Below are 12,939 nucleotides of genomic sequence, written 5' to 3'. Positions count from 1 at the left end.
CTTTGAGGCCGTCAGCCTGAGAACACGCCAATGCCGTTCGGGACGGCGCGTTCGGCGCCGCCGCTGGGGTGGTTGCGTACGGACACCGTGCTCGCGCCCGGCTTCCGGGCGACCAGCGTCGACGACCCGCCGCCGTCCAGGCTCAAGGCGTCCCGTGAGCCCAGCCGCCGCATGGTGTCGGCCACTTCGGCGATCGTCAGGCCGCTGCGGTAGGCGGTGCCACCGTCCAGCGCGAGCAGCAGCATGCGCCGCCCGTCGTCGGCGAGCCCCACGGCCGTGCGGACGGCCGACGTCGTGTCGTCCAGACCCGGCAATGGCCGGCCGCCCGAGAGGACCGGGTAGCCGCCGAGGGCGAGACGGTACGGGACGCCGCTCGTGGCCGCGACGAGACGGTGCTCGATCTCGACCGCTTCGCCGGTGGAGAACTTCCGCAGCCGCTGGGCACCCGCCTCCCGTCCGACCAGCACGGTCGTCCCCACGGCGATGGGACCGCGGCCGGGCGTGTCGGCGGCCGATACGACCTTGCCGTCGCTGACCGTCACCTCGTAGGTGTCGGTGCTGCACGGGGCGGCTCGGTCCGTGTCCGTGCCGCAGGTGGCGCGCACCCGGGAGGCGCTGCCCCACTCGGAGGTGAACGCGCCGACGGAACCCACCGGCAGCGCGTACTGGTTGAGCCCGCCGAGCGGCAGCCGTGTCCCGGCGGTGCGGACCGATCCGTCGAGGGCCAGCCGGTCCAGCCGGGCCCGTCCGTCGGCGCCGACACCGAACACGTCCTCAGTGGTCGTGCCGGGCGGCAGCTCCGGGCCGAACCGCTGGCCGTTCGGCACGGCCGCCTTGAGCGTCCGCCCGGCCGTGATCGCCGGACCCACGCTCGCGCCGGTCGCCTCGACGCCCGGGTGCTGCGTCTCGGTGATGTTGAAGAAGTCGCCGTTGACACCGGCGACGGCCCCCTGGGCGTCGGCCATCCGCGAGACCTGCGCGCGCGAGGCCACCGCCCCGGGGTACAGCAGATCGACCTGCACGCGCGGGTTGCCGAGGTCGACCTTCAGCACATGTGCGTGCGCCACTCCCTTGGCCGCCTGGATGTCGAAGTGCTCGTAGGTGACGCCCGGCGCGACACGGACGCGCTTCTGGACGGCGTCGGCCTCGGCCGCCCCCGCCACACCCGCACCGGCCAGTGCGCCGAAGGCCGTGAGAAACGCCAGTACCGCTCTGCCTGCTCTGCCTGCTCCGCGTCGCTTGTGACGACCTGTCACCGTGCCCCCTGATGTCTCGTCAGATGTCCTGAGGGCAGTGGAGCAGACGTGGGGGCTCAGGAGTACGGCTTACCGCCGACTACGCGGAAACAGTCGGAAAAACACACCCCTCCGGGTGCTTCAGCCGCCGTCCGTCCCGGTGGTGTACGGCGTGTAGTGCGCGGGCGTGTGGTCGATCGGCAGGCCGGGCCGCCAAGCCGTGAGGGCCTGCGCGCTGCACACGAACAGCTGTTCAGGCAGCCGGTCCAGGCCGAACCAGCGCCAGCGGCCCACGCTCTCGTCCGGCTGGTCCGCCGGCTCGCCCCACCAGGCGGTGACCCGGGCGGCGACGGTCACCCGGACGACCCCGCCGGCATCGTCGAGGAGTGTCCCCAGCAGCCGGACGTCCTCCGGCCGCGCCGTGAGCCCGGTCTCCTCGCCCAGTTCGCGCACCACCGTGTCCCGCAAGGACTCCCCGGGCTCCACCGTCCCGCCGGGCAGCTCCCACGTCCCGCGCCGGTGCCGGCCCAGGAGCAGTCCGCGGGGCCCGTACAGGATGGCGCCGACCCCGAGCGCGGCATGGGCCGGCGGCGGCCGGTCGACGCGCGGCCGGGAGGAGACGCGGACGGGCCGGGTCACCTGGAAGAGCCGGTAGGACGCGTGGTTGCCGGCCTGCGGTGTGTCGAGGACGTCGACGTGCTCCACGCGCAGCCCGTACTCGGTCAGCAGCTCCGTCCAGAGCTCCGGTGTGAGGACCCACATGTGGACGGTGGTGTCACCGCCGCCGGCCATGCGCAGGATCTCGGGCCGGGCCGTGACCCGGTCCGAGGGGCCGTCACCGCGCGAGTTGGTGTGCAGCACGGTGAAGCAGAGCCTGCCGCCCGGTTTGAGCGCCGTGGCGAGGGCGGGCAGCAGCCGGTGCGGGTCGAGGAACGGGACGGCATGCAGGGAGTAGATGACGTCGTACGGCTCCGCCGTGCGCAGATGCTCCACCGCGTCGGCCAGGACAAGCCGCAGCCCGGGCAGCGAGCCGTACCGTGCGCTGGCCCGCTCGTACTGTCCGGCCGAAGCGTCGACCGCGTCCACCAGCGCGCCGTGGGCACGCACCAGATGGGCGGCGTGCCGGGCCGGACCGCATCCGAGGTCCAGCACCCGCCGGCCCGAGAGCTCCCCGAGGACCTCGCTCCCCGGGCCGGTGCCCTCGACACCCCAGTCGATCCGCGTCACCTCGGACAGTTCGGTGCCACGCCGCAGATGATGGGCTCCGTACGCGCGCCAGGCCTCGGCGTTGACCTCCTCCGATCGTGTCACCAAGGCTCAGCCGCCCGCGGCGGCGTCGCGCGGAAGCACCCTGACACGGTGAAAGTTGCATCCGGCGGGCCGCGGCTCGTCGGCGGCGGGCGGGGTCTGGTGGGCCTTGAGCGCGATGCTCACCAGGCTGAGCAGCAGGTCGACGTCCGCTTCGCAGTCGAGGTGGACCGTCACCCAGCACGAACCGGGAACCAGGTGGATCGCGCTCGAACCGGCGAGGTCGTAGTGGAACCGCTGGATGGCCCGGTGGGTGAGGTGGAGGTCCACGTCCCGTGCCGAGTGGAAGTGGACGATCTCGTCACGGACGGAACGGATCGCCCGTCCGGTACCGCAACTCGCCGGGCCCGGTATCAGGTCGGGCCAGGCCTGCAGGCGCTCCATGGCGCGCTGGGCCAGAGTCATGGCCCCATCGTTGCGCGCTTACCGTGCCGCAACCAGAGGTTGAGCGCTTTGTAACCGGGACGTGAGGTGGGGAGGAGGACGTGAGGTGGGCTGGGAGGGCTCGGGATGCTTTCTCTCAGTCGGAGTCTCTGACGAGTCTCATATAGCGCTTCCAGTCCCAGTGGCGGCCCGGGTCGGTGTGGTCGCTGCCCGGTACCTCGTGGTGGCCGATGATGTGGTCCCGGTTCCGGGGGATGCCGTGCCGGGCGCAGATCGCCGCGGTGAGCCGGGCCGATTCCTCGTACACGGCGTCGGTGAAGTAAGCGGGCTGGTCGACCCAGCCTTCGTGCTCGATGCCGATGCCGCGCTTGTTGTAGTCCCAGTTCCCCGCGTGCCACGCGATGTCGGCCTCGCGCACGCACTGCGCCACATGGCCGTCGGCCGAGCGGACCACATAGTGCGCGGACACCTGCTTCCTCGGGTTCCGGAAGATGGAGAGGGTCCCGGCGAAGGTCGTCTGCGCGACGTGGATGACCACGCGGTCGACGGGATGGCCGCGGGGGCGGTTCGACGCCGTGTAATTGGAGCCGGTCGCCGGGTGCCACTCGGCCCCGGGGTGGTCGGGGGCCTGGGGCCGGGCCGCGGCCCGTGTGCCGGGGAGCAGGACGTAGGGGACGGCGGTGAGGGCGGCGCCCACGAGGATGCCTCGCCTGCTGGGGAGCGGTGCTGCCTGGTCCATGACGGGATGCCTTTCGCTTCGACGGATCATCACGTTACGGCGCCTGCCGGTCCGTCAGAAGGGAGCGAGATGTTTCGGTGGACCGGCCGACGATTGTGGATAACTCGCCCACCTCTGCGGGTGATTCGCGCTGTCCGTGGGTTCAGGCCCGCTCGGCGACCGCCGCCGGATCGTCCAGCACCGCCCGCACGACCGAGTGCGCGGCCCCCAGCAGCGGCCCCTCGGGGCCCAGCCGTGACACGGACACGGGACAGGCCGGACCCGCCGTGCGCCGCGCCAGCTCCTCCCGCAACGAGGGCAGCAGCCAGGGCGCGAGACCGGACAGCTCCCCGCCCAGCACCACGCTCTGCGGGTCGAGCAGATTGACCGCCCCGGTCAGGGCGACACCGAGCGCGGTGCCCGCGTCGCGCAGGGCACGGCGTACGTCCTCGTCGCCCTGGGCGGCGCGCCCCGCGAGCAGCCCCACTCGGTCTTCGCCCGGCTCCAGGCCCGCCGCACGCAGCACCGCCTCCTCACCGGCGTACTGCTCCAGGCATCCGCGCCCGCCGCACGCGCACGCCGGCCCGTCCGGCCGGACCGGCACATGTCCCAACTCGCCCGCGAAACCGCGTGTTCCCCGCAGCAGTCCGCCGTCCACGACGACGGCCGCACCGATGCCGATCTCCGCCGACACATGCAGGAAGTCGCGCGGCGTGCCGTCCTCGAGCCAGAGTTCGGCGAGCGCGCCGAAGTTGGCCTCGTTGTCCACGGTCAGCGGCAGGCCCGCCGGCAGCAGGGCACCGAGGTCCGTGTCGCGCCAGTCGAGGTTCGGGGCGCGTACGACGGTCCGGGCGTCGCGCGCCACCAGACCCGGTACGGCCACGGCGAGCCCGGCGGGCCACAGGCCCTCGCCCTCCGCCTCGGCGACGACCCGGCCGATCAGTTCGGTGAGCTCCGCCGTCACGGGCCCGGGGGAGCGGCCGCGGTTCGCGCCCTGCCGTACCGCGCGCGCCCTGGTCGTGCCGCGCAGATCGACGGCACAGACCGCGAGATGGTCGACGCCGATCTCCGCGCCGATCCCGGCCGGGCCCCGTGCGCTGACGGCGAGCGCGGAGCCGGGTCGGCCCACCCGGCCGGGCCGCTCGGGCCCCAGCTCCTCGATCAGCCCCGAGCGGACGAGTTCGTCGACGAGCGTCGACACCGCCGCCCGGGTCAGTCCGATCCGCGATGCGACGGCGGCCCGGGACAGCGGCCCCTCGGCGCGGACGGCGTGCAGGACACGGGCGAGGTTGCGGCGGCGCATGCCCTGCTGGGTGTCGGGCAGCGCGCGTCCCGGCCCGGCAGGGTGAGCCTCGTGCGGCGGTGCGGTCATGCCTGACGCCAGTCCTCAGTGGGTGTCGGTGGGCCGCTCCAGCAGCGGGGCCGCGTCGGAGAGTACCCCGGCGATCCTGGCCAGCGTCTCCTCGTCCCGCTCGACGGCGTCGAGCACCGGCCCGGCCGCGGTGTCCCAGCGGCGGGCCACGGCCGCCGCGTCCTCCCCGGTCAGCAGCCCGGCCGCCTGCGCGGCGGCCCCGAGCGCCACCAGCTCCTTGGCCTCGGGCACCTGCACGGGACGCCCCGACAGCCTGCGTACGGTCTGCTGCCAGGCCGCGCCCCGGGCGCCGCCGCCGATCAGCAGCAGCGGCGCCGAGGAGTCCGCGTCCTGGTCCAGGACCAGGTCGAGCGCGCCGAGCAGGGAGTGCACGGCACCGTCGTAGGCGGCCTGGAGCAGCTGGCCGCCGGTCGTGTCGTGACGCAGGCCGTGCAGCAGGCCGGAGGCGTTCGGCAGGTTCGGGGTGCGCTCGCCGTCCAGGTAGGGCAGCAGGGTGACGGCCTTACCCGGTTCCACGGCGTCGCGGTCCAGGCCCAGCAGTGTCGCGACACGGTCGACCGCGAGTGTGCAGTTCAGGGTGCAGGCCAGCGGCAGCCAGTCGCCGCGGGCGTCGGCGAAGCCCGCCACCGTGCCGGTCGGATCGGCGGGCCGGTGCCGGGACACGGCGTACACAGTGCCCGAGGTGCCGAGGCTCATCACCGGCACACCCGGACGCAGCCCGAGGCCCAGCGCCGCCGCGGCGTTGTCGCCGGTCCCGGGCGCGACCAGAGTGCCCTTGGAGAACGGCAGATCGTGGCTGTGCACCGTGCCCGCCACCTCCCCGGGCCGGACCACACGGGGCAGCAGGGCCGGGTCGAGCCCCACGTGCGCCAGGACCTCCTCGTCGTACGACTCCGTCCCGGACGCCCACCAGCCCGTCCCGGAGGCATCGCCGCGGTCGGTCGTGCCCAGCCCCGTGAGCCGCCCGGTGAGGTAGTCGTGGGGGAGGCGCACGGCCCTCGTGGCCCGGACCGCCTCCGGCTCGTGCTCCGCCAGCCAGGCCCACTTGGTGACCGTGAACGAGGCGGCGGGGACGCTTCCGGTGCGCTCGGCCCAGAACTTCGCGCCGCCCAGTTCCTCCGTCAGCCGGCGTGCCTGCGGCGCCGAGCGCACGTCGTTCCACAGCAGGGCCGGACGCACCGGCTCGCCCCGTTCGTCCAGGGTGACCAGTCCGTGCTGCTGCCCGCCGACCGACACCGCGGCGGCCTCGTGCGCCGCGTCACCGCACTGGCGCAGGGCCTCGCACAGCGCGTCCCACCACTGGCGCGGATCGCTCTCGCGGCCGGCCCCCGAGGAGACGGTGTGCGGGGCCTGGCCGCTCGCCACGACCCGGCCGGTGGCCGCGTCGACGACCAGCGCCTTGGTGGACTGGGTGGACGAGTCCACGCCGACGACGAGCGGACCCTCGGCTGCTGACATCGGGCTTCTCCCTCTGCTCTCGTCCTTCTCCGGTCCTGCTTCTCTCGTTCCGAGACACCTTGTCTCTTCCCAGAGAGGTGCTCGCATACTAATTTGTAAATCGCCATGACGAAATAGTCTCAGCGAGCGAGGAGCCGCGGCATGAGCTACCAGCCCACCCCCGAGGACAGGTTCACCTTCGGCCTGTGGACCGTCGGCTGGCAGGGACGGGACCCCTTCGGCGACGCCACGCGGCGTGCCCTCGACCCGGTCGAGTCGGTGCAGCGGCTGGCCGAGCTCGGCGCCCACGGCGTCACCTTCCACGACGACGACCTGATCCCGTTCGGCTCGAGCGACACCGAGCGCGAGGCCCACATCAAGCGCTTCCGGCAGGCCCTGGACGCCACGGGCATGAAGGTCCCGATGGCGACCACCAACCTCTTCACGCACCCGGTCTTCAAGGACGGCGCGTTCACCGCCAACGACCGCGACGTGCGCCGCTACGCGCTGCGCAAGACCATCCGCAACATCGACCTCGCCGCCGAGCTCGGCGCCCAGGTGTACGTGGCCTGGGGCGGCCGTGAGGGTGCCGAGTCCGGTGCCGCCAAGGACGTCCGCGCGGCCCTGGACCGGATGAAGGAGGCCTTCGACCTGCTCGGCGAGTACGTCACCTCCCAGGGTTACGACCTGCGCTTCGCCATCGAGCCCAAGCCGAACGAGCCGCGCGGCGACATCCTGCTGCCGACCGTCGGCCACGCGCTGGCGTTCATCGACCGCCTGGAGCGTCCTGAGCTGTACGGCGTCAACCCCGAGGTCGGGCACGAACAGATGGCCGGGCTGAACTTCCCGCACGGCATCGCGCAGGCCCTGTGGGCGGGCAAGCTGTTCCACATCGACCTCAACGGCCAGTCCGGCATCAAGTACGACCAGGACCTGCGCTTCGGCGCCGGCGATCTGCGTGCCGCGTTCTGGCTGGTCGACCTGCTGGAGTCGGCCGGCTACACCGGTCCGCGGCACTTCGACTTCAAGCCCCCGCGGACCGAGGACCTGGACGGGGTGTGGGCGTCGGCGGCCGGCTGCATGCGCAACTACCTCATCCTCAAGGACCGCGCCGCGGCCTTCCGTGCCGACCCGGAGGTCCAGGAGGCCCTGCGCGCGGCCCGCTTGGACGAGCTGGCTCAGCCCACCGCGGCTGACGGCCTCCAGGCCCTGCTCGCCGACCGGTCCGCCTTCGAGGCCTTCGACGTCGACGCGGCCGCCGCCCGCGGCATGGCCTTCGAGCACCTGGACCAGCTGGCGATGGACCATCTGCTGGGGGCGCGCGGCTGAGCCCACGCGCGCGTGCACGCGTGACCGTGTGCGCGTTCTCGCGCGTGCCCGCGCGTGCGTCGGCCGTACCGCCTGGAATGCCACGGAATCATGCGATCCACGCCATGGGTCCGTATCAACTCCCGTGCACCGCTCGCGCCTTGAGCGGTGCACGGTGACCCTGGTCGGTATGGCCCTGCCGCCCGTACCGCCACAGCGGCGGAATCCGCTGTTCATCCTGCTCACCGTGCTCGTGGCCGCCGCAGCCGTGTCCGCGGTGGTGCTGATGGCCAGAGGAGGCGACGGCTCGCCGGACCGGGAGCCGCCCGCCGGCAGCACGAGCCGCACCCCTGGTCCGTCCTACGGCATCCCCACGAAGCTGCCCACCGCGTTGCCCAGCGAGCTGCGGACCCGGCTGCCGTCGGGCTTTCCGAGCCGACTGCCGAGCGAGCTGCCCAGCGACCTCGAATCGCTCCTCCCGTCCCTGGACGCCGGCGAACTACTGCCGTAGGGGCGTTCCTTCCGGTGCGGCTCCGTCCCCCGTGGCCGGCTCCACCGATGTCAGGGCTGTCGCCGGATCCTGTGCGGCGACTCCCGCCGGCATCCAGCGGCCGCGTTCCTCGAGGTACGGCCACCACCGGCCGTCCCGGCCGAGGCGCAGCTGGACCGGTGCGCCGACGACCGTCCACCGATTGGCCCGCGCCCGCAGCTCCGGCCGCTCGTCCGCATCCCAGGCCGACCCCAGGGCGGCACGCGCGCGTGCGAGCGCTTCGCCCTCCACTCGCCACTCCTCGTCGAGCACGGCCAGCGCGGCCGTACCGCCGAGGTGCCAGGCGCGGACCGCCGCTTCGAGGCCCTCCCGGCCGCGTCCCGACCCGTCGGCGAGACGGTCCGCCACATCGCCTCCGGGATCGCCCGCGGCCAGCCGCACCGCGTCCTGCGTCACCGTCAGCTCCGCCTCGAAGGCCCCCCGGAGGGCCTCCGCGAGCAGGCGGTGGCCCTGTATGGCGGTCCGCGCGGCCAGGAACTCCAGCGCGGCCGGGTCGATGCCGGGAGCGGGCGGAGTCTCGCTGTCCAGGGACGGCGGTACCCCCGGCTCGTCGGGAAGTTCGGGCAGGGCCGGCAGCGGGGGCAGGATGTCACCGGCCGCGTACGCCTCGTCCGCGTCCACACCCTCCGGCCCGGAAGGCTCCGCGGCGGATCGGTCGCCGCGGGTCTGGAGATCGTCCAGCAGGGCAGTCTCGTCGCGGCCCCGCATCAGCATCAGGACGAACGGATCCTGGTCCAGCAGCCGCGCCACCTGGTAGCAGAGCGCCGCCGTGTGCCCGCAGTGGTCCCAGGCGCCGCAGTCGCACTCCGGCTCCAGATCGCCCAGGCCCGGCAGCAGTTCGACACCTGCGGCCGCCGCGTCCTCGACCAGGTGCGGCGGCATCTCCCGGTCCAGTAGCGCCGCCACATGCCCGGCCCGTTCCACCGTCATGTCCAGCAAGCGGTCCCACTGCTCGGGCGAGAGCTGCTCCAGCAGGACATCGGCCCGGTGCGCCGTGCGGTCGCGGTCCTGGACGACGGCCGTGAGCCGTCCCGGGCGCACCGACACCGCGCCGACCGCCCCCGCGCGGGCCAGCCGGCGGCCCGTCTTGAGCTGCGCCGAGTCCAGCGCCGTGTCCTCCAGCGCCTTCAGCCAGGCCTGGCCCCACCAGGTCTGTGCGAAGCCGCGCCCGTGCGCGGGCGGCAGTGCCGCGAACGTACGTTCCATGTCACCGTCGTGCCGGGTCATCGCGCCCCTCGCAGTTCGACCAGTTCCGCCAGTTCCGCGTCCGTCAGCTCCGTGAGCGCCGCCTCGCCGGAGCCCAGGACGGCGTCCGCCAGCTCCCGCTTGCGGACCAGCAGTTCGGCGATGCGGTCCTCGATGGTTCCCTCCGCGATGATCCGGTGCACCTGCACGGGCCGGGTCTGGCCGATGCGGTAGGCGCGGTCGGTGGCCTGCGCCTCGACGGCCGGGTTCCACCAGCGGTCGTAGTGCACGACGTGCTCGGCCCGGGTGAGGTTCAGACCGGTGCCCGCCGCCTTCAACGACAGCAGGAACACCGGCACTTCGCCGTCCTGGAAGCGCCGCACCATGGCCTCGCGCTCGGCGACGGGCGTCCCCCCGTGCAGGAACTGCGAGGGCGTGCCCCGGGCGGCCAGATGCCGTTCGAGCAGGCGGGCCATCTGGACGTACTGCGTGAAGACCAGCACGCCCGCCTCCTCGGCGAGAATCGTGTCGAGCAGTTCGTCCAGCAGGTCCAGCTTCCCGGAGCGTCCGGCGATCACCGGGCGCTCCTCCTTGAGGTACTGCGCCGGGTGGTTGCAGATCTGCTTGAGGCCGGTCAGCAGCTTCACGATCAGGCCGCGTCGCGCCATGCTGCCGGCGCCGGAGATCTCCGCCAGCGCCTCGCGCACCACCGCCTCGTACAGGCCCGTCTGCTCCTGGGTGAGCGACACCGCGTGATCGGTCTCGGTCTTCGGCGGCAGCTCGGGCGCGATCCCCGGGTCCGCCTTGCGGCGGCGGAGCAGGAACGGCCGTACGAGCCGGGCCAGGCGGTCCGCGGCGGCCGGGTCCTGACCGCCCTCGACGGCCTCCGCGTACCGCCTGCGGAAGGTGCCGAGCCGGCCCAGCAGCCCCGGAGTGGTCCAGTCGAGGATCGCCCACAGCTCCGACAAGTTGTTCTCCACCGGGGTGCCGGTGAGCGCCACGCGCGCGCGTGCGCCGATGGCACGCAGCTCCCGCGCGGTCGAGGAGTACGGGTTCTTCACGTGCTGGGCCTCGTCCGCCACGAGCATGCCCCACGGCACCCCGGCGAGCCGGGGTGCGTCCAGGCGCATCGTGCCGTACGTGGTGAGCACGAACTCCCCGTCGGCCAGGTCGTCGAGGCCGTGCCGCGCTCCGTGGAAGCGCCGCACGGGGGTGCCGGGCGCGAACCGCTCGATCTCCCGCTGCCAGTTGCCCATCAGGGACGTCGGGCAGACCACCAGGGTGGGTCCGGCGGACTCGGGGTCACTCTGCCGGTGGAGGTGCAGGGCGATCAGCGTGATCGTCTTGCCGAGCCCCATGTCGTCGGCGAGACAGCAGCCGAGGCCCAGGGACGTCATACCCGCGAGCCAGTTCAGGCCGCGCCGCTGGTAGTCCCGCAGGGTGGCGGCGAGGGCGGCGGGCTGCTCCACGAGCTGCTGCGCCTCGGGGTCCGCGAGCCGCTCCCGCAGGGCCGCCAGCCACCCGGTGGGCCGCACCTCGACCCGGCTGCCGTCCACTTCGGCCCAGCCCGTCAGGGCCACGCCCAGCGCGTCCACCGGTGTGACCTTGTGGTCCTGCCGGGAGCGGGCGAGCCGTACCTCCTGAGGGTCGATCAGGATCCACTGGTCACGCAGGCGCACCACGGGGCGCTTCGCCTCGGCGAGCCGGTCCAGCTCCTCGCGGCTCAGCCGCCGGTCGCCCAGCGCGAACGACCAGTTGAAGGCCAGCAGCGCGTCGGCGGACAGGAACGACGGCAGGGCCGCTACGGACCCGGACTCCTGCTCCTCCGCGTCGTCGCCGAAGGTCCCCACCGGCCCCACCTCCGCGCGCGTGGTCAGCTCGCGGGTCAGTCCCTTCGGCCAGTGCACGTCCACTCCGGCCGCCGCCAGCGCACGGGCGCCCGCGCCGAGCAGCTCGGTGACCTCCTCGTCGGCGAGTTCGACCGCGTCCGGCACGGTCGCCGACAGCAGCGGCGTGAGCGTGGCCCAGGCCCGGGCCGCGCGCCGCAGGGCGAGCAGCGCGTCCATCCGCGCGCGCGGGCCGAAGGCCTCGCCCCTGGCACCGGCCCAGACGTCAGCGGCGTCCGCGACCAGCGCGGGGTCGCTCACACTGTGCATCTGGAGCACGGCCCGGAACGTCACGTCCGTGTCGGCCACCGCGTCCGTCAGGCCGGGCGCCTCGATCCGCAGCGACAGCCGCACGCCCGCGTCGTGGCCCGCGGCGACGTCGGCGGCCCAGGCGCGCTGCTCGGGGAGGTGTACCGGCTCGGGCGCAGCGTAGGCGGGGCCGCCGGTCACCAGCGGCGCGGCGGGGGAGCGGGGCAGCGTGTCGGCGACGGCGTCGAGGAAGGCACGCAGGAGCCGCTCCGGGTCGGGCAGCCGCAGCGGCCCCGGGCCCGCGAGCGGCACGGCGTGCGCCTCGGGCGGCATCGCGGCGGCGAGCCGGCGCACGGCCTCGACGTCCTGGGCGCGCAGGGGACCCGTGCGCCAGGCGTCGTGGTCGCCCGGGGACAGCCCCGGCAACAGCAGCCCGCGCGCCACGAGGTGCAGGGCGTGCACGGCCGCGGCGCCCCAGAACACGGTGGACCGGTGCCCCTGCGCGCTCACCCGCGCGCGGGTGAGGACCGGCAGGGCCGCGTGCACCGGCACCAGGACGGCGGGCACGCTCTCCGCCCCGATTCCGTCGCCGCCGGGCACGACGACGGTCAGGTTCGCGGCGGACGCCGATGCCATGGCCGGCGGGACCTTGCCGTCGGGCCGCCAGAAGGCGATGCCGCCGGTGCGGGCCGGGTCGCCGGGCAGGAAGACGGTGCGGCAGCGGGCCAGTTCGGAACAGACGAAGGTCGGTGCGGAGGTGGTGGCGGGGAGAGTTGAGGAGGGTGAGGAGGAGAGTGCCGGGGGAGTCGGATGCTCGGCTATGGCTGATTCCTCAAACTTGACTAGTTGGTCGGAGTCGCCGAGGGTACAGCACGTCTGGCGCACACGGGTATGACTAGTGTGTGACCTGGGTCACTATGAGGAGGTCAGGGGTGTGTAGGGGTCGCACCTCAGGGATGTCTCAGGGGCGCGGTCAGGAACCGCCGCAAGCGCGGACCCGTTTTCGAGACAGAGAGCGGCAGTGGCCGCGAAGGAGGCGACAGACATGTCCAAGAACGCCAAGATCGCCGCGGGCGGTGTGGCGGCCGGGCTCATCCTGTTGATCTGGCTGCCCTGGTGGGCATCGCTCCTGATCATCCTGGGAGTCCCGGCCGCCGCGTATCTCACGCTGGACCCGTCGCAGCGGCGCAGGCTGCGCCGCGCCACCCGTAAGGAACTCGGTCGCTGAGGCGCTGATCCGAGCCCGGCGACAGCGGCGGCTCGCTCTTCTCGGGCGACAAGGCCGTCGGCCTCACCTCCGGCGGCAG

At 73.6% G+C, this 12,939-nt stretch carries 11 protein-coding genes; 3 read left to right on the top strand and 8 right to left on the bottom strand.

Annotation, left to right across the window (positions count from 1 at the left end; translation table 11 throughout):
* Positions 1-11 precede the first annotated feature (11 nt).
* The 6 genes from ACWIF2_RS19710 to xylB all read right to left on the bottom strand — a co-directional run bounded on the left by ACWIF2_RS19710 (position 12) and on the right by xylB (position 6,475).
* Positions 12-1,256 carry a phosphodiester glycosidase family protein gene (locus ACWIF2_RS19710; RefSeq protein ID WP_454361817.1) on the bottom strand — a complete coding sequence of 415 codons (1,245 nt, stop codon included), beginning with the start codon at positions 1,254-1,256 and terminating at the stop codon, positions 12-14.
* A 120-nt stretch (positions 1,257-1,376) separates the two neighbouring features.
* Positions 1,377-2,549 (bottom strand): bifunctional class I SAM-dependent methyltransferase/NUDIX hydrolase, encoded by a 1,173-nt coding sequence (locus tag ACWIF2_RS19705; RefSeq protein WP_454361815.1) that lies wholly within the window; start codon positions 2,547-2,549, stop codon positions 1,377-1,379.
* A gap of 3 nt (positions 2,550-2,552) precedes the next feature.
* Entirely contained in the window at positions 2,553-2,948 is a 396-nt protein-coding gene (locus tag ACWIF2_RS19700) for a luciferase domain-containing protein (protein WP_454361813.1), read from the bottom strand.
* Positions 2,949-3,063: 115 nt separating this feature from the next.
* Positions 3,064-3,666, bottom strand: a complete 603-nt coding sequence (locus tag ACWIF2_RS19695) for an N-acetylmuramoyl-L-alanine amidase (protein ID WP_454361811.1) — start codon at positions 3,664-3,666, stop codon at positions 3,064-3,066.
* 142 nt (positions 3,667-3,808) lie between these two features.
* Positions 3,809-5,017, bottom strand: a complete 1,209-nt coding sequence (locus ACWIF2_RS19690; RefSeq protein WP_454361809.1) for an ROK family protein — start codon at positions 5,015-5,017, stop codon at positions 3,809-3,811.
* Positions 5,018-5,032: 15 nt separating this feature from the next.
* The gene (xylB, locus tag ACWIF2_RS19685; protein WP_454361807.1) at positions 5,033-6,475 is read right to left on the bottom strand and encodes a xylulokinase; all 1,443 of its coding nucleotides are present in this window, start codon (positions 6,473-6,475) and stop codon (positions 5,033-5,035) included.
* Between the two features lie 141 nt (positions 6,476-6,616).
* Here xylB and xylA point away from each other — a divergent pair, with 141 nt between their 5' ends.
* Complete coding sequence (gene xylA / locus ACWIF2_RS19680; protein ID WP_454361805.1) at positions 6,617-7,783, top strand: xylose isomerase; 1,167 nt, start codon at positions 6,617-6,619, stop codon at positions 7,781-7,783.
* Between the two features lie 169 nt (positions 7,784-7,952).
* On the top strand, positions 7,953-8,273 hold the full coding sequence (locus ACWIF2_RS19675) for a hypothetical protein (protein WP_454361803.1): 321 nt from the start codon (positions 7,953-7,955) through the stop codon (positions 8,271-8,273).
* On the opposite strand, the gene ACWIF2_RS19670 is transcribed toward ACWIF2_RS19675, so the two are convergent.
* Together ACWIF2_RS19670 and ACWIF2_RS19665 are read right to left on the bottom strand one after the other, a co-directional pair.
* Positions 8,262-9,539, bottom strand: coding sequence for an SWIM zinc finger family protein (locus ACWIF2_RS19670; RefSeq protein ID WP_454361802.1), 1,278 nt, complete (start codon positions 9,537-9,539; stop codon positions 8,262-8,264). The genes ACWIF2_RS19675 and ACWIF2_RS19670 overlap by 12 nt on opposite strands.
* Entirely contained in the window at positions 9,536-12,361 is a 2,826-nt protein-coding gene (locus tag ACWIF2_RS19665; protein WP_454361852.1) for a DEAD/DEAH box helicase, read from the bottom strand. Before ACWIF2_RS19665 ends, ACWIF2_RS19670 begins: the two co-directional genes overlap by 4 nt.
* Before the next feature lie 316 nt (positions 12,362-12,677).
* Here ACWIF2_RS19665 and ACWIF2_RS19660 point away from each other — a divergent pair, with 316 nt between their 5' ends.
* On the top strand, positions 12,678-12,860 hold the full coding sequence (locus ACWIF2_RS19660) for a hypothetical protein (protein WP_382487386.1): 183 nt from the start codon (positions 12,678-12,680) through the stop codon (positions 12,858-12,860).
* Positions 12,861-12,939 lie beyond the last annotated feature (79 nt).

It is taken from the genome of Streptomyces sp. NPDC055506 (assembly GCF_053643595.1).
The sequence above is the reverse complement of the archived record's forward strand: the minus strand, read 5'-3'. Positions and strand labels throughout refer to the sequence as shown.